At 56.0% G+C, this 20726-nt stretch carries 21 protein-coding genes; 12 read left to right on the forward strand and 9 right to left on the reverse strand.

Translation table 11 applies throughout. The annotated features are described in order from the left end of the window. Nucleotides 1–110: 110 nt before the first annotated feature. The 8 genes from OQ371_RS16110 to OQ371_RS16145 all read left to right on the forward strand — a co-directional run bounded on the left by OQ371_RS16110 (nt 111) and on the right by OQ371_RS16145 (nt 7779). Entirely contained in the window at nt 111–902 is a 792-nt protein-coding gene (locus OQ371_RS16110; RefSeq protein ID WP_265989151.1) for an SDR family NAD(P)-dependent oxidoreductase, read from the forward strand. Nucleotides 903–1009: 107 nt separating this feature from the next. Continuing rightward, the gene (locus tag OQ371_RS16115; protein WP_265989153.1) at nt 1010–1915 is read left to right on the forward strand and encodes an ROK family protein; all 906 of its coding nucleotides are present in this window, start codon (nt 1010–1012) and stop codon (nt 1913–1915) included. Continuing rightward, complete coding sequence (locus tag OQ371_RS16120) at nt 1915–2730, forward strand: sugar isomerase domain-containing protein (protein WP_265994322.1); 816 nt, start codon at nt 1915–1917, stop codon at nt 2728–2730. The genes OQ371_RS16115 and OQ371_RS16120 overlap by 1 nt, the downstream gene beginning before the upstream one ends. Nucleotides 2731–2810: 80 nt before the next feature. After that, a complete protein-coding gene (locus OQ371_RS16125; RefSeq protein ID WP_265989154.1) occupies nt 2811–3836 on the forward strand; it encodes a methionine synthase in 1026 nt (341 codons plus the stop codon). 63 nt (nt 3837–3899) lie between these two features. Continuing rightward, nucleotides 3900–4607, forward strand: coding sequence for a glycosyltransferase family 2 protein (locus tag OQ371_RS16130; protein ID WP_265989156.1), 708 nt, complete (start codon nt 3900–3902; stop codon nt 4605–4607). A gap of 9 nt (nt 4608–4616) precedes the next feature. Then, nucleotides 4617–5471 carry an MBL fold metallo-hydrolase gene (locus OQ371_RS16135; protein ID WP_265989158.1) on the forward strand — a complete coding sequence of 285 codons (855 nt, stop codon included), beginning with the start codon at nt 4617–4619 and terminating at the stop codon, nt 5469–5471. Nucleotides 5472–5547: 76 nt separating this feature from the next. Next, nucleotides 5548–6735 (forward strand): FG-GAP repeat domain-containing protein, encoded by a 1188-nt coding sequence (locus OQ371_RS16140; protein WP_265989160.1) that lies wholly within the window; start codon nt 5548–5550, stop codon nt 6733–6735. A 99-nt stretch (nt 6736–6834) separates the two neighbouring features. Then, entirely contained in the window at nt 6835–7779 is a 945-nt protein-coding gene (locus OQ371_RS16145) for a bifunctional helix-turn-helix transcriptional regulator/GNAT family N-acetyltransferase (RefSeq protein WP_265989161.1), read from the forward strand. A 5-nt stretch (nt 7780–7784) separates the two neighbouring features. Here the strand turns inward: OQ371_RS16145 and OQ371_RS16150 are convergent, their stop codons facing one another. Genes OQ371_RS16150 through OQ371_RS16175 form a run of 6 tightly spaced genes read right to left on the reverse strand, consistent with a single transcriptional unit; the run spans nt 7785 to nt 10268 of the window. Beyond that, nucleotides 7785–8129 (reverse strand): hypothetical protein, encoded by a 345-nt coding sequence (locus OQ371_RS16150; protein WP_265989162.1) that lies wholly within the window; start codon nt 8127–8129, stop codon nt 7785–7787. A 1-nt stretch (nt 8130) separates the two neighbouring features. Beyond that, a complete protein-coding gene (locus tag OQ371_RS16155; RefSeq protein ID WP_265989163.1) occupies nt 8131–8466 on the reverse strand; it encodes a hypothetical protein in 336 nt (111 codons plus the stop codon). Between the two features lie 36 nt (nt 8467–8502). Next, entirely contained in the window at nt 8503–8853 is a 351-nt protein-coding gene (locus tag OQ371_RS16160) for a hypothetical protein (protein WP_265989164.1), read from the reverse strand. A gap of 45 nt (nt 8854–8898) precedes the next feature. Then, nucleotides 8899–9252, reverse strand: a complete 354-nt coding sequence (locus tag OQ371_RS16165) for a hypothetical protein (protein WP_265989165.1) — start codon at nt 9250–9252, stop codon at nt 8899–8901. Nucleotides 9253–9295: 43 nt separating this feature from the next. Then, nucleotides 9296–9904 carry a hypothetical protein gene (locus OQ371_RS16170; RefSeq protein WP_265989166.1) on the reverse strand — a complete coding sequence of 203 codons (609 nt, stop codon included), beginning with the start codon at nt 9902–9904 and terminating at the stop codon, nt 9296–9298. A 28-nt stretch (nt 9905–9932) separates the two neighbouring features. Then, complete coding sequence (locus tag OQ371_RS16175; RefSeq protein WP_265989167.1) at nt 9933–10268, reverse strand: hypothetical protein; 336 nt, start codon at nt 10266–10268, stop codon at nt 9933–9935. A gap of 83 nt (nt 10269–10351) precedes the next feature. Here OQ371_RS16175 and arfB point away from each other — a divergent pair, with 83 nt between their 5' ends. Next, complete coding sequence (gene arfB / locus OQ371_RS16180; protein WP_265994323.1) at nt 10352–10753, forward strand: alternative ribosome rescue aminoacyl-tRNA hydrolase ArfB; 402 nt, start codon at nt 10352–10354, stop codon at nt 10751–10753. Nucleotides 10754–10805: 52 nt separating this feature from the next. Here the strand turns inward: arfB and OQ371_RS16185 are convergent, their stop codons facing one another. Further along, nucleotides 10806–11840 carry a DUF3500 domain-containing protein gene (locus tag OQ371_RS16185; RefSeq protein ID WP_265989168.1) on the reverse strand — a complete coding sequence of 345 codons (1035 nt, stop codon included), beginning with the start codon at nt 11838–11840 and terminating at the stop codon, nt 10806–10808. Between the two features lie 299 nt (nt 11841–12139). Between OQ371_RS16185 and OQ371_RS16190 the strand changes: the two genes are divergently transcribed. Next, nucleotides 12140–13348, forward strand: coding sequence for a sensor histidine kinase (locus OQ371_RS16190; protein WP_265989169.1), 1209 nt, complete (start codon nt 12140–12142; stop codon nt 13346–13348). A 62-nt stretch (nt 13349–13410) separates the two neighbouring features. On the opposite strand, the gene OQ371_RS16195 is transcribed toward OQ371_RS16190, so the two are convergent. Then, entirely contained in the window at nt 13411–14112 is a 702-nt protein-coding gene (locus OQ371_RS16195; protein ID WP_265989171.1) for a 3-keto-disaccharide hydrolase, read from the reverse strand. 97 nt (nt 14113–14209) lie between these two features. After that, nucleotides 14210–15613, reverse strand: coding sequence for a Gfo/Idh/MocA family protein (locus tag OQ371_RS16200; protein WP_265989173.1), 1404 nt, complete (start codon nt 15611–15613; stop codon nt 14210–14212). A 378-nt stretch (nt 15614–15991) separates the two neighbouring features. On the opposite strand from OQ371_RS16200, the gene OQ371_RS16205 reads away from it, so the two are divergent. Then, nucleotides 15992–17263, forward strand: coding sequence for a Gfo/Idh/MocA family oxidoreductase (locus OQ371_RS16205; RefSeq protein ID WP_265989174.1), 1272 nt, complete (start codon nt 15992–15994; stop codon nt 17261–17263). 40 nt (nt 17264–17303) lie between these two features. Further along, on the forward strand, nt 17304–20681 hold the full coding sequence (locus OQ371_RS16210) for a 3-keto-alpha-glucoside-1,2-lyase-like domain-containing protein (protein ID WP_265989175.1): 3378 nt from the start codon (nt 17304–17306) through the stop codon (nt 20679–20681). Nucleotides 20682–20726: the final 45 nt, after the last annotated feature.

A 20726-nucleotide genomic window follows, 5' to 3' on the forward strand; every position in this document is an offset into this window, starting at 1 on the left:
GGCAAGTATACAAAAATCTCCGCGATCTGAGACTTATTATAATAAGTTGTTGCAATCCTAGTCTGTAGTTTATACCTTCGTTTTCGACGTACGATTTTTTTGTTTATTCAATGGACCAACTGTGGCTGGCTAACAAACGGATTGTAATTATTGGCGGCACCACCGGCCTAGGCTTGTCGGCTGCGCAGGCGTTTGTTGGGCAGGGAGCCCGCGTGGTGGTGGTGGGGCGAAACGAGGAAAGCTGCAAGGCGGCCGAAGCGCAACTGGGCGGTTTTGGTTTGGCCCTGAACGGCGACGCCACCGATCCGGCCACGGCCATTTCGGCCATTACACTGTGTCAGGGCGAGTTTGGCGGTTTCGACGGACTCTACCACGTCGCGGGCGGAAGCGGTCGGCGGTTTGGCGACGGTCCGTTGCACCACCTCACGCTCGAAGGCTGGAACAAGACGGTGGAACTGAACCTGACCTCGCTGATGCTCTCCAATCAGGCAGCCGTGCGGGCGTTTCTGGAGCAAAATACCGGCGGCACCATCCTGAACATGAGTTCCGTGCTTGGTTTTTCGCCCTCGCCGAAGCACTTCGCTACCCACGCCTATGCGGCTACCAAGTCGGCCGTTATCGGTTTTACAAAGTCCATTGCGGCTTATTACGCATCCAACGACATCCGCATCAATGTGCTGGCGCCCGCCCTGGTTGAAACGCCAATGGCGCAGCGGGCCGCCAACGACGAAACAATCCGGGCGTTTATCGGCACCAAACAACCGCTGAACGGGGGCCGCATCGGCCAGCCAACCGATCTGGACGGGGCCGCCATTTATTTTATGTCGGAGTATTCGCGGTTTACAACGGGGCAGGTCCTGGCGGTCGATGGCGGCTGGGAGGTCAGTGAGGGGCAATATTGAGTAGAGTTTTCCAGATAGCGGGTTTTGAGAATAGGTGGCTCGGTTCTTATCCGGGTCAGTTCCGGCACAAGACGGAGGCATTCACCAAAACCTGTAAAAAAAGATAAATGAAGGCAATCGGCATCGACATTGGCGGTACCCGAATTAAAGGCGTGTTGATCGACGCCCAAACCGGTGACGTGCTGCACCGGGTCATTACACCGACCAACGATCGGGAAGACGGGCAATGGAAAGAGGCCGTGGCCGACACCTTTCGGCAGCTCAAAGCCGTAACCGCTGAACCGGTGGCTGGCGTTGGCTTGTCGGCACCGGGTTTGCCCACCCCTTCCAACGACGCAATTGCCTGCATGCCGGGCCGGTTGCCGGGGCTGGAAGGTCTTCACTGGTCGGCGTTTCTGGGCGAACCCGTGCGGGTGCTGAACGACGCCCATGCCGCGCTGATGGCCGAAGCCCGGTTTGGGGCCGCCCGCAACATCCAAAACGCTCTCATGCTGACGCTGGGCACGGGCGTGGGGGGCGGGCTGCTGATGAACGGACGGCTCTATCAAGGATACTACCAGATGGCGGGTCATTTAGGCCACATACCGGTCCAGGCCGACAGCAGTCAGTTGGGAATCACCGGAACGCCCGGTTCGCTGGAAGATGCCATCGGCAATGCCACGGTGGCCCGGCGGTCGTACGGGCGGTATTCGATGACCAACGAATTGCTGGATGCCTATCACCAGCAGGAACCCCTGGCGACCCTGGTCTGGCTGACTTCGGTGCGGCATCTGGCCACCGCTCTCGCAGGGCTTGCCAATGCGTTCTCTCCGGAGGTCATTGTGCTGGGGGGCGGCATTACGCAGGCTGGTGACGCTTTGTTCGGGCCGCTGGACTCGTTTATGGCTCTTTTTGAATGGCGACCGGCGGGAAAGAAGACCGCCATCCGCAAAGCCCACTTTGAAGACTGGGCGGGCGCTATCGGTGCTGCGGGCTTCGCGGTGGTAGCAGACAGTGAAATACAGACCCTATGATGATACACACGTACTTACAAAAATGCCGGCAACTGATTGATACGGTCGAGCAGCAGACAGCGGAATTGCAACTGGCGGCTCAGTGGTTTGCCGACACCATTCTGGCGGGCCGCATGGTCCACGTGTTTGGTTCGGGCCATAGCCGGATTATGGTGGAAGAGATGTGGCCGCGTTACGGCTCGTTTCCCGGCTTTAATCCCATTGTCGAATTGTCGCTGACGTTTCACAACCTGGTGGTAGGCGCCAACGGCCAGCGGCAGGCGATGTTTCTGGAGAACGTTCCGGGGTTGGCCGAGCGGATTCTGCGGAATTACGACCTTTCCGAACAGGATTCGGCCCTGGTGATTTCGTCGAGTGGCAGCAACGTGGTGCCCATCGAAATGGCGGAAGAATTTCAGCGTCGGGGCGTCAAAGTCGTTGCGCTCATCACGAAAGAACATGCCGAACGCAGCACCAGCAAACGGAAAGACGGTTTGAAACTGAGTGATTTTGCTGATCTGGTTCTGGATACGGGTGCGCCCGTGGGCGATGCGATGGTAACGGTTCCGGATCTGGAAACGCCGGTTTCACCCGGCAGCACGGTGGGGGGCGCGTTGATCGTCAACAGCATCAAAGCCGAACTGGCCCGCTTGCTGACCGAAGCCGGTCAGCCACCCAAGGTCCTGACGGCCGGTGCGGTGGTGGGTACCGAACGGGCCACCGAACTGTTCGAAGCCGCCTACGACGAACACGCCCACCGGTTGGCGAAGCTCTACGCGCAGGTTGGGCAAACCGCCGATCTGCGGGCGCAGGGACCCGCGGGAACACCCGTTTAGATCCTGATTTTTACAAACATAAGCTACTTACTTTGACAAGGCGCACGGACCAACATTCGTGAGCACCCCTTTTCAACCCTATGCAACCCAACCCCATCCGTACAACCGTTATCGGCAGTTACCCGTTTCCCGGCTGGCTTGAATTTGCCTCCCAGAATTTGGACCAGTTTGGTCCCGCCGACGTGGAAGAAATGATTGAAGATGCCGTCATCGCGGCCATTCACGACCAGACCACCGCCGGGCTGGATGTCATCACCGACGGCGAACAGACCCGGCTGGACTTCAACCTGTCGTTCTACGGCTACATCAAGGGGTTGCAACCCAACCATGCCGAGACGCGGAAATTCGGGCCACCCGCCCACGATCAGCGCGGCAAACACTCCATCGTTGAGGAGTTGACGGCTCCGAACGGTTTGGGAGCCGTTAAAGAATACCAGCGATTGAAAAAACTGGCTCCGGCCGGCCCGACCCTGAAAGCATCCATTCCCGGACCGTACACACTCAGTGGCCGGATGCTGCCCAACGACCGCTACAAAGATCGTTACGAGATTACGGAAGCGTTGCTGCCTTTTATCCGGAAGGAACTGGAAGATCTGGTTGCGGCTGGTTGTGAGGAGATTACCGTCGATGAGCCGTCCATGTCGTGTTACGCCTACAAAGAGGATACGAAGCGGTTTGTCGATATTTTCAACCGCACGGTAGCGCCGGTGGTGGGCAAATGCCGCCTTTCGACGCACTTGTGTTTTGGTAACTTCAAGGGGCGGCCCGTTGGGTACCGGAAAATTCACCCCATGTTGCCGGATTTCCTGGATTTGTCGGTGGATGAGGTGCACGTGGAAATGGCCAACCGCGAGTTCGATGAGATTGAACTCATCGCCGAATTTGCGCAGAAGATGGACGTGGCCGTTGGCATTATCGATGTGAAAAATTATTACATCGAAACCGTTAAGGATGTGATTGAACGCATTGAAACGTGCTTGAAATACATTCCGGCGGAGAAACTGGCGGTGGCGCCGGATTGCGGATTGAGTCAGACCGCTCGCTGGGCGGCCCGCCAGAAGCTAGTTAGCATGGTGACCGGGGCAAAAAAAGTGCGGGGTGAATAAATAACCCAAACCACAGTCGGCCTTTCGGAGTTGTTAGAGCAGTTAACAATGAAACGTGGGGCAATGGAAAACAACTGTGGAATAACCTGCATCATACCGTTTTACAACGAAGGAGAGCGGATCTTTTCGGTTTTGGAAGCGGTTACGGGCCTGGGTACCTTCGACCAGATTATCTGCGTCGACGATGGCTCGGAAGACGATACATTGGCCCGAATCCGGCAACGGTGGCCGCGACTGACAGTAATGCGGATGCCGGAAAACCGGGGAAAAACGGCCGCTATCAAACGGGCTCTGGAAGCCGTTGAGTCGCCGTATGTGATGCTGATGGACGCGGATCTGCGCAATCTGGAGCCGGACGAGCTGGCACAGATTGTCCGGATGATTGGCACGTGCCCGGATGTAGACATGCTGATTCTGCGTCGGCTGAATGCCGAATGGTTTGTCCGGATGAACCGCGCCGACGTGCTGTTGTCCGGGGAGCGGATTTTACGGACCGACGATCTGCGCGCCGTATTGGCCGGACCCGTTGACGGTTTTCAACTGGAGATGGCGATCAACGAGTACATGTGGAAGCATCAAAAGGAAGTGTGCTGGGTACCGTGGTCGGCCAAAAATACCTATAAAATGGACAAGCGGGGAACGGTTGACGGTTTCCTGAAAGACGTGATGATGTACGCCGATGTCCTGCAATACATCGGTGTGGTTAGCTTTGTTCGTCAGATGGCGGGTTTTGCCCGGAAGCCGCTGCGGGGAAGGCCAGTTCTGACCTAATGTTGCCTTATGATAAACCTGATTCCTGCCAGTCAAAAAGACCAAAGCTTACTGACCGATATTGAAGCCGCTCGTTCGGAAGCCCACCGGTTGCACATTTGGTGGCTGGGACAGAGCGGTTTTTTGCTGCAATGGCAGGGGCGTCAGGTACTCTTCGATCCGTATCTGTCGGATTCGCTGACGGTGAAATACGCCAACACCGATAAGCCGCACGTCCGAATATCGGAGCGGGTGGTTGATCCGGCCCGGCTGGTGGGTATTGACGTCGTGACGTCCAGCCACAACCATACCGATCACCTGGACGCTGAAACGCTGTTGCCGTTGTTTCGGGCCAACCCGAACGTCCAGTTTGTTATTCCGGAAGCCAACCGGGCGTTCGTCGCTGGCCGGTTGCAGGGCGATCCGGCTTTTCCGGTGGGTCTGAACGACGGCGAAACTGTGGAGGTGGCCGGTTTTACGTTCCACGGTGTACCGGCGGCCCATAACGAACTGGAACGCGATGCGCAGGGGCGCTGTAAGTTTATGGGATTTGTGGTGCAGGCCGGGCCGTGGACGGTTTATCACAGCGGGGATACGCTCTGGTACGACGGAATGGTGGAACTCCTGAAACCGTTTGCCGTCGATGTAGCTTTTTTACCGATCAACGGCAACAAACCCGAACGGCGCGTGGCCGGCAATCTGAACCCGGAGGAAGCGGCCCGGCTGGGCCGGGAAATAGGCGCCCGGCTGGTGATCCCGCACCATTACCACCTGTTTGAATTCAATACCGAAGACCCGGCCAACTTTGTCCGCGAAGCCGAACGCTATCAGACGCCTTTCCAGGTGTTGCGCCCGGGCGAACGCTGGAGCGGAAAAAAGGATTAAAGGCGAAGGGTTGATTATTGGCGGACGATTGCCGAATATTGGAGAAGTCCATCCACGAACCCAGCCTTTCTTCGCCATGAAAAAACTTGCCGCTTTGCTGCTGCTCGCCGGGCCACTCTTCGCCCAGAAACCCAATTTTAAAGTTCAGGTTGTTGACAATCAGATTGATATTGGATACGGTCTGGCCATTGGCGATGTTGACGGCGACCGAAAGCCCGACATTCTGATGGCCGACCAGAAGGAAATTGTCTGGTACCGCAATCCGGGCCAGCGCGACGCGGCCTGGTCGCGGCACGTGATGGCGCAGAATCTGACCCCGCAGGATAACGTCTGCATTGCCGCCCGGGACATCGACGGGGATGGCCGGGTGGAGGTGGCCGTGGGCGCGGGCTGGAATCCCTCCGAAACCAACGACACGACCAAGTCCGGCGCGGTTTTTTACCTGGTTCGTCCCCAGGACCCGACGCAAAGCTGGGAACCCATCCGGTTGCACCACGAGATCACAACGCACCGGATGCGCTGGGCGAAAGTGGCCCCCGATCGCTACCAATTGATTGTGGTGCCGCTGCACGGTTTGGGCAATAAAAACGGCGAAGGCCGGGGTGTGCGCATTCTGGGTTATGAGAAACCGAAAAATCCGCACGACCCCTGGCGGATGCACCTGGTCGATTCAACGCTGCACCTGACGCATAATTTTGAAATCTGGGAGGATGGCCCGGAAACCCGGATGCTGATCGGGAGCAAAGAAGGGGGCAAAACCGTAGCGTACCGCAACGGCAAATGGACGCCCGTTCCGCGGTGGATTGGCGAAGGCAACGGCATGGGCGAGGTGCGTCGGGGATTTCAGAACGGCAAAGTCCCGTTTGTGGCGGCTGTTGAGCCCATGCACGGCAATAAGTTGGTGGTGTACAAAAACGGTCCGGTTGCTGACGCGCCGGATAAGCTGCAATATGGAGTGCTGCAAACGCTAACCGAGCAAATGAATCAGGGCCATGCGCTGGCGTGCGGGGACTTTCTGAAACTCGGCGTTGATCAGATTGCCGTGGGCTGGCGGAACCCCAATGCGGAAAAGAAAGTGGGCGTCCGGCTTTTTGTGCCCGATAAAACCCTCCAAATCTGGCAGGAGCACGTCCTGGATGACAGCGTAATGATGGCGACGGAAGATTTGCTGGCCGCTGATCTGGACGGCGACGGCGATCTGGATTTAGTGGCTTCTGGCAGGGCAACGTTAAACGTGCTGATCTATTGGAATCAACTTAAGTAGGAGAAATAAATTAAATGGTGCGAGAAATTGCATCCTAAAAATCCATTGTTCATATTTACGTAAGTGGTTACGTATGTATAAACGTAGATTTTTTAGCAAATGGATTTGATAGCGCAGTTGGGGCCGTTAGCCTTCGGAAGTCGTCTACGACGGCTGAGCGATTTGATCACAAAACAGGCCTCGGCGGTTTACGAGTCGTTTGGACTCGATTTTGACCCCAAGTGGTTTACCTTATTTTATCTGCTATCCCGAAAGTCACCGTTGAGCGTGACCGAAATCGCGGAAGAACTCAGTTTTTCGCATCCGGCCATCATCCAACTGGCGAAGGAACTGGAGCAGGCGGGCCTGATTGAATCGGCTAAGTCGGGCAAAGACAGCCGCAAACGGCTCCTTTCCCTGAGCGAAAAAGGGCGGGGGATGCTGCCTGATCTGGAGAAGATCTGGCAGGCCATCGACGAACTCAACGGGCAGTTGATCAACAAGCAGCGGCATCACCTCCTTTTTGCGCTGGAAGAAATGGAAGAAACCCTGGCGCAGGAGCATTACCTCAGTCGGTTTAAGACCTATTTCAAAATGAAACAGCTCGACGAAGTTCAAATTCTGGATTTTGATCCGGCTTACCGGGAAGCGTTCAAACAGTTAAATCTGGCTTGGATCGAAAAATACTTTAAAGTTGAAGAACCCGACATCCGGGCGCTGAGCAATCCGGAAGAGTACATTATTGCAAACGGGGGCCGTGTGTTTTTCGCCCGCTATCAGGGCGGTATCGTCGGCACGTGCGCACTACTGAAGGAAAGTGACGGGGTATACGAACTGGCCAAGATGGCGGTGGCACCCGAGGTGCAGGGCAAGCAGATTGGCAAAAAGCTTTGTCAGCACTCCGTGGAGATCGCCCGGCAGATGGGGGCCAAACGGGTTTTTCTGGAATCGAATACCATTTTGACGCCGGCGCTGGAATTGTACAAAAAAGTGGGATTCTACAAAATAGAATCCACTCCATCGCCCTACCAGCGCGCGAACATCAAAATGCGGATGGATCTGTGATCCGGTTATTGCAGCCCTTCACTGGCCGACCGCAGGGCGGTCGCCAAGCCTTGCAACTGATACGGAATTTCCCCTTCCGGTCCAACTTCGCTGCTAAACTGCTGAAGATCATCAGCAATTTCGTTCATAAGGCCGTGAATAGTGGCCGAATCGGGCGATGATTGGGCAGCAGCCTCTTTGAGTTGTGACAATTTGCCGGCCATATCGCGGGTATTTTCGCCCTCGTTCAAAATACCGATCCATTGATCCAGCAGATTGGAATTGGTGTCATTTGCCGAGTCAACCGGGCCTTGAGTCAGACTATCAATGGTTTTATCAAGCAGGTCAGTCGCTGTGGAGTGTGATTCCATGTTATAGGGAAGAAGCAAGCGTTAAAATGGCGTTGGACAAATCGCGGAGCGGGTCCCGAAAATCGGTGTTACTGTTGGATGCCTGCACGTTGAGTTGCTCCGAAAGGTCCAGCAGAATTGTTTTAACGGTTACCGGATCGGGGTTGTCACTTTCCAGTTGGCTTTTCAGCTCCTGCAAGGAAGTGACCACCTGCTGATTACCGGCGGAATCGTCAAGCGTTTCGAGCCAGTTGTCAATCAGGGAAAGTCCGTCGACCGGTACGATGCTGGTAACACCGCCGTCGTTCAACGCCGAGATGGTGGTTTGAATGAGTTCAGTTGGTTGTTGGGTTGCCATTGAGACGATAGTTAAAGATGAACGGGTTTTCGCAGGTCAGTTTTCCAACTGAGAGCTAAAACTCCGTAGAGCAACGACAATTTTTTCCAGTTCGTTAATCCAGGGTCCTTCACTCGACTGGGACATTTGGACGGTATTATCGGCCAGGTCGTTCAGGAGTCGTTTGAGTTGATCCGTGTCCGAGTTGGGCATCTGGAGCAGGGAGCGGAGCTGCATTAATTGTTCCAGGACGGTCGTAGCGGGTCGGCTCTCCTGGAGTACTTTAATCCATTTGTCGATAACCGAAACACCGTCGTTGGGGGATGCGGTTATGGCAGCATCATCAGTGGTTTGTAATGTATTAAGCGTCGCGGTAACGGCGTTCTGGGTCAATGCATTTGATGGCATGGTTGTAACGAGTTAAGGGATGGGTCAATGGCTGACCCATCTGAGTTAAGCTAATTGATTTCCAAAGTTCCGTAGAGCAACGGCCAGACTGTTCAGCCGGGCCGGAAATTCGCCACCGGCTTTGCCCGCCCATTGTTCCGCCTGTTCGGCCAGACCCAGCAGAATGCTGCGAATGTGGACGTTATCGATGAGGGGCGCTTCCAGCGCCGTTTTTAGCTTCTGTAAGGTGTCGGCTACATTATCGGCTTCCGACGTTTTTAACGAACGCAGCCAGTCGTTGATGAGCGAAAGGCCCTCCTGGGGCGTTGTTTTCAGGGGACCGCCATCAAACGATTCCATGGTTACGTCGATCAGCGTCGTGGTATTGGAGTGTGGCGCCTGCGAATGTTGATGAGCCATAATTACGTCAAAAGTTTAGTTGAGCAAAAATGAAAGAGTCGGTCTAGATCTGCCGACTGTTGCCACCGCCTTCGCCGGTGGACGGACGAGTATTGCGCGACTCGGTGCCGGAGCTGGTAGCCGCCGATTCGCCCGAAGAGCCGGTACGGCCGTAAGCGCCCCCGCCCTGCAAATTTCCCACATCGTCGGCATTGGTGTTTCCGGGAACGGCCGGATTAACGCCGGGATTGCCGGCGGCACTGCCGGTTCCGGTTCTCGTGAAAATCTGGGCCCGGCCGTGTTTATCGGCAATATTGCCGCCTTCGCCGTTGAGCACCTTGCCAAAATCCCGTAAGGTCTGCACCAGTTCAACCAATTGCAGCTTTACTTTATCATCATCCGTTGATTGGGCCGCCTGCTCGGTTTGCCCGGCCAGTTCATCCAGAAGCGTTATGATACGGTCCGTGTCCTGATTGCCCTGCATCAGTTCTCCTTTCAACTCACTGAGCGTATTGGTGATCTGGCTGGCGGTTTCGTCATTATCTTCGCTACGGAGCGCCGTCAGCCAGTGATCAATGAGGGAAATACCGTCGAGGGTCGAAAAGGAGGTGGTGTCTCCATTAAAACTTTCAACCGTCGAGCTGATTAAATTCGTTGCCTGTTGGTTTGCCATTGGCTTTGTTGATTTCGGTTTCTAACAATTACTTGGCCATCGCCCGGCTGAAGTCCTTGAGGTTTTCCACCAATTGATTCAGGGCGTGGCGTTGGTCACCCGTGGCATTCTGAGCCACCACGGCGGTCTGATCGGCCAGATCTTTCAACAGCAGCTGGATCGCTACCATGTCGTTGGAATCCAGCGCATCGCGAAGTTGTTCCAGCGTCGGGACCACGGTTTTCCATTCCGCCTGCGTCCGTAAAATCACGATCCAGTCTTCGACCAAGTTAACGCCTTCGGCGGTGGTTGACGACGGTGCTCCTCCTCCGAGGGCCGTGTTCGTATCGTCGAGCATGGTGTCTATTTTCTCATGGTGTGCCATAACGAGATCTGTTTTTTCGCGTATATGATGGAACCGTCAGTGTGCCGGATTGTTTGTACCTTTACCAAGTTTTTAGCCTAATGATGGACCCAACACGGCTTTTCCCGGAATTGCAGTTTCAGTTTGCCCGCAGTGGCGGCAAGGGCGGTCAGAACGTCAACAAAGTGGCGTCGAAGGCCGAGCTATATTTTGACATTCCCAACTCGCAGGTGCTGACGGCGGAAGAAAAAGCGGTATTGCTCGACAAACTGAGCAACAAACTGACGTCGGAGGGCGTGCTGGTGCTGTACCACCAGACGGAGCGGTCGCAACTGGTCAACCGGGACAAGGTGACCGAGAAATTCTACCTGCTCATTCGCAAAGCTTTCGAAAAACCCAAACCCCGTAAAGCCACCCGGCCCACCAAGGCGTCGCAGGAGGAGAAAAGGCAGGAAAAACAACGGCGGGGTGAAGTGAAAGCCGGGCGGAAGAAAGTGGATTATTGAACGGCGCTTCCCGCTACACCTTTTCGGATCAGCGGGAAGCCATAACGGAGCCTTACTTGTGCTGCGCTTTGTAGTGTTCGGCCAGAATATCTTCCCCGAAATCGTTGGTTAAGTCCCGCACGACCGAATGAACGTGGTTGGCGTTATTCTGCGAGTTATCGTATTCAATCAGAATCGTCGGCCCCTGAATGCGGTAATACTGGCCTTTCCCCGGACCAAAACCGGCTTGCCGGTCGCCCGCCCAGGCAAACACCAGCTTATCCAGCCCGACTTTTTTGAGCTTGTCCAGCTGCTGGTTTTTCAACGTGACGTGGTAATTATTGAGGTACGTTTCCAGCAGCGACAGAAAGGTTTTCTGCTGGCTCTCCGTCATCTGCGGAAAGGCAATGCCTTCCTTTTTTTCGATAGACGCCTTCCGGGTATTGGTCGTCACGATGTCACCCGGGCAGGTCTCGCTGATGAGCGCGCGGCCCAACTGGTCGCTGTTGAAGGAGGTAACCAGCGCCAGGGCCAGCGCTTCTTCCTGCTTCAGAATCTGACGGCCTTTCTGCGGTACATCGGCCCGCACAACACCCGGGTTGCTGCCCAGGAACGTCGGGGTCATGCCAATCACTTTGCCGGTGAGCGACGAAAAATGCAGCGACAGGTGGTGACCGTCAACCCGCCAGCCCCAGGGCGTTTTGTTGGACACATCGCCAAACACCGAGAATGAATAGTTTTCCGGGTCGCGGTAGGTATCATTCGAGGGGCGGTTTTCGACCACCCGCAGCACGTTTTCAAGGTCAATAATGGAAGTAACTTTCTCGTATCCCTGATCGCTCAGTGCCGTTTTCAGCAGCACCATAGCCGCTTTTCGCTGCTGCGGATTCATTTGTTTGAGGGGCAGGCCGTTGCGTTTCCGCGGAACATAATGCCAGTCGAATCGCTCCTCACTGTCGAACGGAAAAACCGCCAGTTTGCGCTGGTCGGCGTCAAGGCTGTTTACGAAAGTCTGCACGGCTGCGGCCATTTCCTTACCAACGGGTTCGCGGGAGGGAGGCGTGAAGGCCAGCAGCAGCCCGGCCAGAAAAATCAGGTGCGTTTTCATGAGGTTCAGGACTGAGCGGGGAAGATACAGTTTTTTCTAATCCATAAGGTAACCGGCCGCGATCGGAAAAAGATTTGCCGGATTCCTTAAAAATTAAGTTTACCGGTGGACCCGCCTGGAAAGTCTGCTCCAACAAACGGAAGAATCGGCCTTCTTCATTGGACCGCCGTTCTCCCGAGGGCGTCTTTCAAAACCCGTTTTTGACGGATGAAACGGAATAAATGTCGGTTCATTGATGGGAAGCTGGTGGGCAGCGGCCAAAGCGGTATCTTCCCTGTTCGCAAGTAGACTGCTTTACGATGAAATCCTTGATCGACCGCGTTTTACAGACTTCGGGCCTGCCCATGACGCCCCGGCAACTCTGGCGCTACAGTTTTTTGTACTGGAGCTTCTTCTCGCTGATCTGGTATTGCCAGACGACGCTGGTCTGGCTGCTGACGCCCAACGGTCGGCTGTATTACACCGAAACGCTGTATTGGCTGATTGAACTTCTGTTCTGGTGGGGCCTGACGCCGGTAATCATCTGGTGCGCCCAGCGGTTTTCCCTCCTGCGCAAACAGAGCGCCAGCCGTTTTATGGCCCAATTGCTGACGCACGTGCTGATTGCGGCCCTCCTGTACGGTATAGAACTGATCATTGAACACCTGCTGCTGGGGTCGGCCATTGCGCACGAACAGGGCCGGGCCATCACGGTTCGGCGGGTGTTGCTGGTGTTTGCGCTCAGTTTCGGAACAGCCTTTTCCCAGTACATGCTTCTGGTGGTCTGTTACAGCGTCCTGACGCACGTCTACAAGCTGCAATCCCTCAAACAGCAGAATTTGCAGACCGAACTGATCAACGAGCAGTTGAATACGCAACTGGCAAATGCCCAGCTTCAGGCCCTGAAGATGCAACTGAACCCGCATTTTCTGTTCAACACGCTTCATTCGATTGTGAGTATGCTGATGGGCAACCAGACCCGCCGGGCCATTCAGATGGTGACCACCCTGAGCGATTTGCTCCGGAGTGTTTTGATGCGGCAACAAGCCAATTTTGTCACCTTATTCGAAGAAATGACGTTGACCAAACAATACTTGGCCATTCAGGAAATTCGCTTTGAAGACCGGCTGACGGTAGAATATGCCATTGCGCCCGAAGCGGAAAACTGTCTGCTGCCCCAGCTCATCCTGCAACCCCTCGTCGAAAACGCCATTACCCACGGTATTGCCAACCGGTCGGAAGGAGCCCTGATCCGGATCAGGGCGCAGCGGCAGGAGGATGTTCTGCTGGTGGAGGTGTTCGACAACGGGGCGGGGCACAAACGGCGGCAGGCTACGTCGGGCACGGGTTTGGGGCTTTCCAATACGCGCTCCCGGCTGGAGAAAGCCTACGGCAAACAGGCCCGGCTTCAGTTTATCCAGCCCCCCGGAGGCACCACGACCCTTCGTCTGGAGATTCCCTGCCAGTCTTTCCTGCTTCCCTCCGCTGATCCTGCGGAAACTGTACCGCACGGTTCCCCGGCGCCATAAAAAAGCGGAGCCGCAGCGTATCGGTTCGCTGCAACTCCGCCTGAAGACCGAATCGAACGGTTTTACAACTCCCGAATCCGGATGTTCCGGTACCAAACCACTTCTTTGGGGCTGTGGTTTTGCAGCGCAATTTTTCCTTTGGCGTGCGGCTTCACATACGCCCAGTCCTTAAACTTGCTGGCGTTGGCCATTTTCTGCCATTCCGGACCGCCGTACTCGTATTCCACCACTTTCTTGCCGTTCAGATAGTGCTCAACGTGGTTGTTGTTGACCATAATACGGCCTTTGTTCCACTCCCCGGCGGGTTTGTTAACGGTCGGGTCGTTTGGTGCAATCAGGTCGTAGTTAGCACCGGTCAGCTGGCTGCCTTTCAGCTTGGCACCATCACCCAGCTGGTAGCCTTTGTCGTCGATCACCTGGTATTCCGGGCCTGACCAGTATGTGGCTTTGTTGGCCGGATCCTCGATTACTTTGTAAACAACTCCGCTGTTGCTCTTGGGCGGTAACTTAAACTCGAATTCCAGGTCGAAATTTTCGTATTCCTTGTCGGTAACGAGGTCACCGCCGGTGCCGTCGGGCGTCAGCGTGCCGTTCTCGATGTTCCAGCCAATGGCTTTGTCTTTCAGGTAGCTATGCCAGCCTGCCGTGGACTTGCCGTCGAACAGCGGTACCCACTTGCCGGGTTTTGAACCGCCGATGTTGGAAAGGCTCATTAACGTGAACAAACCGGCCAGCAGACCGATGGCAAAGGTTGCTTTTTTCATGGTTTCGTAGGGGTTATGGGTTGCGTTTCGGTTTATGGCCGGCCAACTGGGTTGAATCGTCGGGCTGCCGTAAACTCAAAAACCGTCTATTGATTCGTTAAACCGCGTTCATGATCTTCATCGCGTTGGGATCCCAGCTGACGATCTGCTTTTTAAACAAGCTCATGTTGCCACACTGCGTGGGTCCGCAGGCGCGCAGGCCGAACGTCGCATCTTCCACCACCGGTTTTTTGTTCCGGATGGAGTCGAAGAAGTTGACAAAGTGTTCGTAGCGGTCGCCTTTGTAGTCTTTGGGCGTTTTGTACACCATTTCGCGCGGGCCTTCCATTTCCGGGCGGTTCGGGTACATCTTGTTGTATTCTTTCAGATAGGCTTCCTGCTGGTCTTTCGGGAAGTTGTCGATCGACAGACCCGGGGCTTTCGGAAGTTTGTGGTGACGAACCGTCAGGCTATCCCACCCAATGGCCAGATCACCCTCCGTGCCGACCAGCCGAACCAGGTAACCACCCCCTCCGCCATCAACGAAGTTGCTGCGGGTAGTCAGGTTAAACTCGGGATGCTCGGCGGTTTTCGGGTAGTCAAAAATGGCCAGGTGAATATCGGGCACATCACGGCCGTCTTTCCAGAACCGCAGCCCTCCGCTGGCGTACACCCGGTTGGGGCCTTTGGAACCCGTGATGGTGTGCAGCGTCGTCAGCAGGTGCACGTAGAGGTCGCCCGCAACACCCGTGCCGTAATCCTGGTAGTTTCTCCACCGGAAAAACCGTTTGGGGTCCCATTCGCGTTTGGGGGCGGTTCCCAGGTATGTATCCCAGTCAACGGTTTGGGGCGACGCATCCGGCGGAATGGAATATTGCCACGCACCCATCGCGCTGTGGCGGTCATACTGGGCTTCGGCAAAAACCAGTTCCCCAATGTCACCGGCTTTGAGCAGTTCTTTGGCTTTGGCGATGATGATGGAGCTGGCAAACTGGCTGCCCACCTGAAACACCTTGCCGGTTTCTTTCTGGACCTTGATCAGCGTGTGGCCGTCTTCTACTTTCTGCACCATCGGCTTTTCGCAGTAGACGTGCTTGCCTTTGCGCATGGCGTCCGACGAAATTTTCTCGTGCCAGTGGTCGGTGGTACCGTTGATAACGGCGTCAACGTCCGTGCGTTCCAGAATCTGGCGGTAATCGCGGGTGGTAAACAGCGCGTCGCCCCAGAGTTCTTTCGCCCGGCGCAGCCGACCGTCGTACAAATCGCAGGCGGCTACCATCTCAACATTTTCCACCATCAAGGCCGTTTGCGTGTCGCCAATTCCCATGCCACCCGTTCCAATGAGGGCGATGCGGATTTTGTCGTTAGCGGCCGTGCTGCTGTGACTTTTCACCAGATTAAGGTACGTGGGAGCGGTTCCGGCCTGGGCGAGCGTTGAAGGAACCGTCGCGGCTGCTGTTCCGGCCAAACCCAGGGTTTTGAGGAATGACCGGCGGGAAGAAGCCTGTTCAGGATTTTCCATAATAAATAAAAAAGAGTTAACAGGAGTCGTAAGTTACGATTTTTTGGAATAGGGCACGAAAAACAAGCGCGAAATGGCAGGATTGCCGTAAAACATTCGGTCACGGATCACGGGTTAATCCGCGTAATTCAATTCATTCTTTGAATCGTGTCAAACGATGGGAAGCGTCATCCGGGATGGGCAACCGGTTTGATTCTGAAGCGGTAAAAGTGTAATTTGGAGCCTTCCTAAACTCCCGCCCGTGTATGAATCGATTCCTTACGATCTTTCCTGCCTTTATCCTGACTCTTACCGCTTTGGCACCAGACCGGCTTTCCGCGATGGCCTGATGAAGGAAAATTGCAGTAAAAAAGACAATCAACCTGAATGAATTGCGAGATGAACGTTAAACCTGTACCGTCAAGACGGACGTTTCTAAAACAGTCGTTGGGCACCCTGGCGGCTTTTAGCATTGTACCCCGGCATGTGCTGGGGAAAGGATACCTGGCGCCCAGCGATCAACTGGCGAAGGGAATCATCGGCGTGGGCGGCATGGGCCGGGGGCATATCGGTTACGCCGGAACGCGGGTGGCGGCCATCTGCGATGTCGACCGGTCGCACCTGGAGCTGGCCAAGGGGATGATCAAAGACCCCGGCTTGAAGACGTTTTCCGACTTCCGCGAACTGATTCAACTGCCCGAAGTCGACATTGTACACATTGCCACTCCGCCCCACTGGCACGGTATCATGGCCGCTGAAGCGGCCCGCGCGGGCAAAGATGTCTGGTGCGAAAAACCGATGACGGCCACCATTGGCGAAGGCAGGCGGGTGCTCGAAGCCGTTCAGCAGCACGGGCGGATTTTTCGACTAAACACCTGGTTTCGGTTCGAGGATACTTTTTACGGGATGGGGACGCCCGTCAAACCCATCAAAAAACTCGTTGAAAGCGGCTTGCTCGGCTGGCCGCTCAAAGTGACCGTGAGCCGTCATACGGGTTTTGACTGGAAATTTTACTGGGTCGGCAAAACGGATCTGAACCCCATGCCCGTACCGCCCGAACTCGACTACGAAATGTGGCTGGGACCCGCGCCCTACAAACCCTACAACCCCCACCGGGTGCACGGTACCTTCCGCGGTTATTGGGACTACGACGGGGGCGGTTTGGGCGACATGGGACAGCATTACCTCGACCCCATCCAGTACTTTTTGGGTAAAGACGGCACCAGCCCCGTTTCGGTGGAAATCGACGCACCCCAGCAGCACCCCGACGCCGTTGGGACGTGGCGCCGGATTGAGTATACCTACGCCGACGGCTGCAAGATTATTCTGGACGGCGAAGGCAAGGATGTTAACAGTCCGTACATCGAAGGGCCGAAAGGGAAGCTGTATCCCGGTTTCAAGTCCGACATTCCGGATTTGGAAAAGAAACTGGCCGCTTTCTCCGACCCACTGCCGCAGGTAACCGACTTTGTGGAAGCCGTGCGGGAACGTAAGCGGTTTGCGCTGAACGAAGCCAACGGCTTCCGCTCCTGTACGCTGGTCAACATGGGGAAAATCGCGCTGCAACTGGGTCGGTCGCTCAAATTTGATCCCGGCCGGCTGATTTTTGTGGACGACGAAGGGGCCAACCGGTTGATCGACCAGCCGTTGCGGGCACCCTGGATTATTTGATGTGGCCCGTGGCCTTTTCCCTAACTTCATTATCCTTCTTATGAAATTTCCCCTACTGACCGTAACCGGTATCCTTTTCCTGAATACCCTCACCCGGGCGCAGGTTCAGCCGGATAACCGACTGGTAGCCGAAAACCTGGCCCAGATGCCCGCTCTGGACGGCAAACAACTTGTTACAACCATGGAAGCCCTGGCCGCCGTGGGCGAAAAAGGGCTGCTCGAAATGGCACTGAAGCTGGCGCCCCCCGGCCAGGGCGATAACACCTCGGTGCAGTACGCGCTCGGTGGTTTTTCCTATTACGTTACCAAACCCGGTAAGGACGGGCAGCGGGCTACGGCAGTCCGGGCGTACGGGCAGGCGCTGGAAAAGCTGACCGATCCGGAAAGCAAAGCGTTTATCATCAGTCAGTTGCAGATCGTAGGCAAAGACGATGCCGTAGCGTACCTGAAACCGTATTTGGCCAACGAACGGCTTTGCGCTCCGGCGGTTCGGACGTTGGTTAAAATTGGCACCCCACTGGCGCAGAAAACCCTCCTGGACGCCCTGAACGGCTCGTCGGGTACTGCCCGGCTGTCGCTGGTGAAAGCCCTGGGGGATATCCATTACCAGCCCGCGGCCGCGGCCCTGATTCCGCTGGTGCAGTCGGACGATAAAAAACTCACGAAAGTAACGCTGTACGCGCTGGCCCGTTTCGGAACGCCGGACGTGGAAGCAACCCTGACCAAAGCCGCGCAGGCCAGCGGCTATACCTACGACGTGACGGAAGCCACCGCCAGCTACCTCGACTACCTGAACCGGCTGGTGGCGCTGGGCAACAAACCGCTGGCCAATGCCCTGGCCCGGCGGGTTTTGGTGCAATGTACTGCGCCAAAACAAGTGCCGACGCGGTCGGCGCTGTTGCGTATTCTGGTGGATATCAACCAGCAGAAAACTCTGCCGTTGCTGACGCAGGCGGTGCTGGATTCGTCGAGGGAATACCGGGTGGCGGCCCTCAAACTGGCAACGGGCCTCCGCAGCAAGCCGGTTAATCTGCAACTCGCCAAACTGGTGGGCAGGACCACCGGCGAGACGCAGGCCGACTTAATCACGCAACTCGGCCAGACCGGCGAGCCGACGCTGGCACCGTTTCTGTTGCCGACGCTGAAAAGTGCTGACCCGGAGGTCCGGCTGGCGGCTATTCCGGCGGTGACGCGGACGGGCTACCAGCGAAGCATAACACCGTTGCTGGAATTACTGAAACGCGGCACGCCGGAAGAGGTAGCGGCTATCAAAGAATCTCTATCCCTGCTGAAGGGCTCGCACATGTACGCCCAGATTACGCACAGCCTGACGAGCATGCCGGCCGAACCCCGGGTGGCCTTGCTGTCTTTGCTGGGCGCCCGCGCCGTTACGGCCAGTGTACCGCAGGTTCTGGCTCAGGTAAAAAACCGGGATACTACCATCAGTCAGGCGGCAGCCGCAGCCCTGCCTATGATGGTGAGCAAAGCGCAGGTTCCGCAACTGGTGCAACTGCTGACAACGGTTACGAATTTCAAAACGGTTCGTTCGCTGCAACAGGCTCTGGTGGCGGCAACGGTTTTGGAAGGAGATTCGGCCCAACGGACGGACCTGCTGGCAAATTACATGCAGCAGGCGCCGGTTGGAGCGCAGGGCCGTTTCTTGGGCGCGCTGGCCGGAATTGGCAGCCCGAAGGCGCTTGAATTGGTGCAGCAGTCCTTTGAAAAGGGCGACGGCCTGGTGCAGCCAGCCGCCGTAGTGGCCCTGTCGGACTGGCCCACGCCCGCTGCGGCCCCGGCTCTGCTGACCATTGCCCGGCAAAACAACGTTTCCTCCGAAGCGGCCCTGAACGGTTATCTGGCCCTGATTGACCGCACCACGTATCCCGCCGACCTGCGGTTGCTGATGCTGCGGGACGCGATGGATCTGGCCCGGACTCCGCAGCAAAAGAATGACATTCTGCAAGCCGCCAGCCGGTGCCGCACCTTTCTGGCGCTGGTTTTTGCGGGCAGTTACCTGACTGATCCGGCAGTGGCAAAACAAGCCGCAACGACGGTAGCAACCATCGCCAACGCCACCCGGGATTTGTCGGGAAACACCGTGCGGGCGTTGCTGGAAAAAGCCGGTCAGGTCCTGACGGGTTCCGAAAGCGAAGCCCAGCGGCAGGCCATTCAGCGACGGCTACAAACCATGAATCCCGCCGAGGGGTTTGTGCCCCTGTTTAACGGAAAAGACCTGTCGGGCTGGAAGGGACTGGTTGCGGATCCGATCAAACGTTCAAAGATGGACGCGGCCACGCTGGCGCAGGAGCAGCAGAAAGCCGACGAGGTGATGCGCAATGGCTGGTCGGTGAAAGACGGGTTGCTGGTTTTCAACGGCCACGGGAACAACATCTGTACGGAAAAACCGTATAAAGACTTTGAAATGCTGGTCGACTGGAAAATCACCAAGGATGGGGATGCCGGTATCTACCTGCGCGGGACGCCCCAGGTCCAGATCTGGGACCCGGCCCGCACCGACGTGGGCGCTCAGGTGGGGTCGGGCGGTTTGTACAACAACCAGAAATATCCCAGCAAACCGCTGAAGAAGGCCGACAATCCCGTCGGGGAGTGGAACACGTTCCGCATCATCATGAAGGGCGAACGGGTAACGGTTTACCTGAATGGCGAGCTGGTGACGGACAATACCGTGCTGGAAAACTACTGGGACCGCAGCCAACCTATTTTCCCGCAGGAACAGATCGAATTACAGGCGCACGGCACCTACGTGGCCTACCGCAATCTTTACATTCGTGAACTGCCCCAGGCCAAGCCGTACGAGCTGACCGAAGAAGAAAAGCGGGAAGGCTACGAATTGCTGTTCAACGGAAAAGATATGACCAACTGGGTTGGCAATACAAAGGATTATGTGGCTGAGAACGGCGACATCGTCTGGTACAACAACGGCGGCAAAGGCAACCTATACACCCAGAAAGAATACAGCGATTTTGTGTTCCGGTTTGAGTTTCAGTTGACGCCCGGCGCTAACAACGGGCTGGGTATCCGGGCTCCGCTGGAAGGCGATGCAGCTTACGTGGGCATGGAATTGCAAATTCTCGATAACGACGCGGAGATTTATAAAAAGCTGGAACCGTATCAGTACCACGGCTCGGTTTACGGCGTAATTCCGGCCCGGCGCGGAGCCCTCAAGCCCCTTGGCGAGTGGAATTACGAAGAAGTAACCGTAAAAGGCAGTCAGATCACAGTGGTGCTGAACGGGGTGCAAATTCTAAACGGCGACATCGCAGAAGCCAGTAAAAACGGTACGCTCGACCACAAAGAGCACCCGGGTTTGAAACGCACCAGCGGACACATCGGTTTTCTGGGCCACGGTTCGGTGCTGCGCTTCCGCAACATTCGCGTTAAGGATTTGAAGAAGTAAAGCGGAAGCTTCGTTGTCATAAAAAAAGCCCCGCTAATCAGTTAG

This window comes from Larkinella insperata, assembly GCF_026248825.1.
Classification (GTDB): Bacteria; Bacteroidota; Bacteroidia; order Cytophagales; family Spirosomataceae; genus Larkinella; species Larkinella insperata.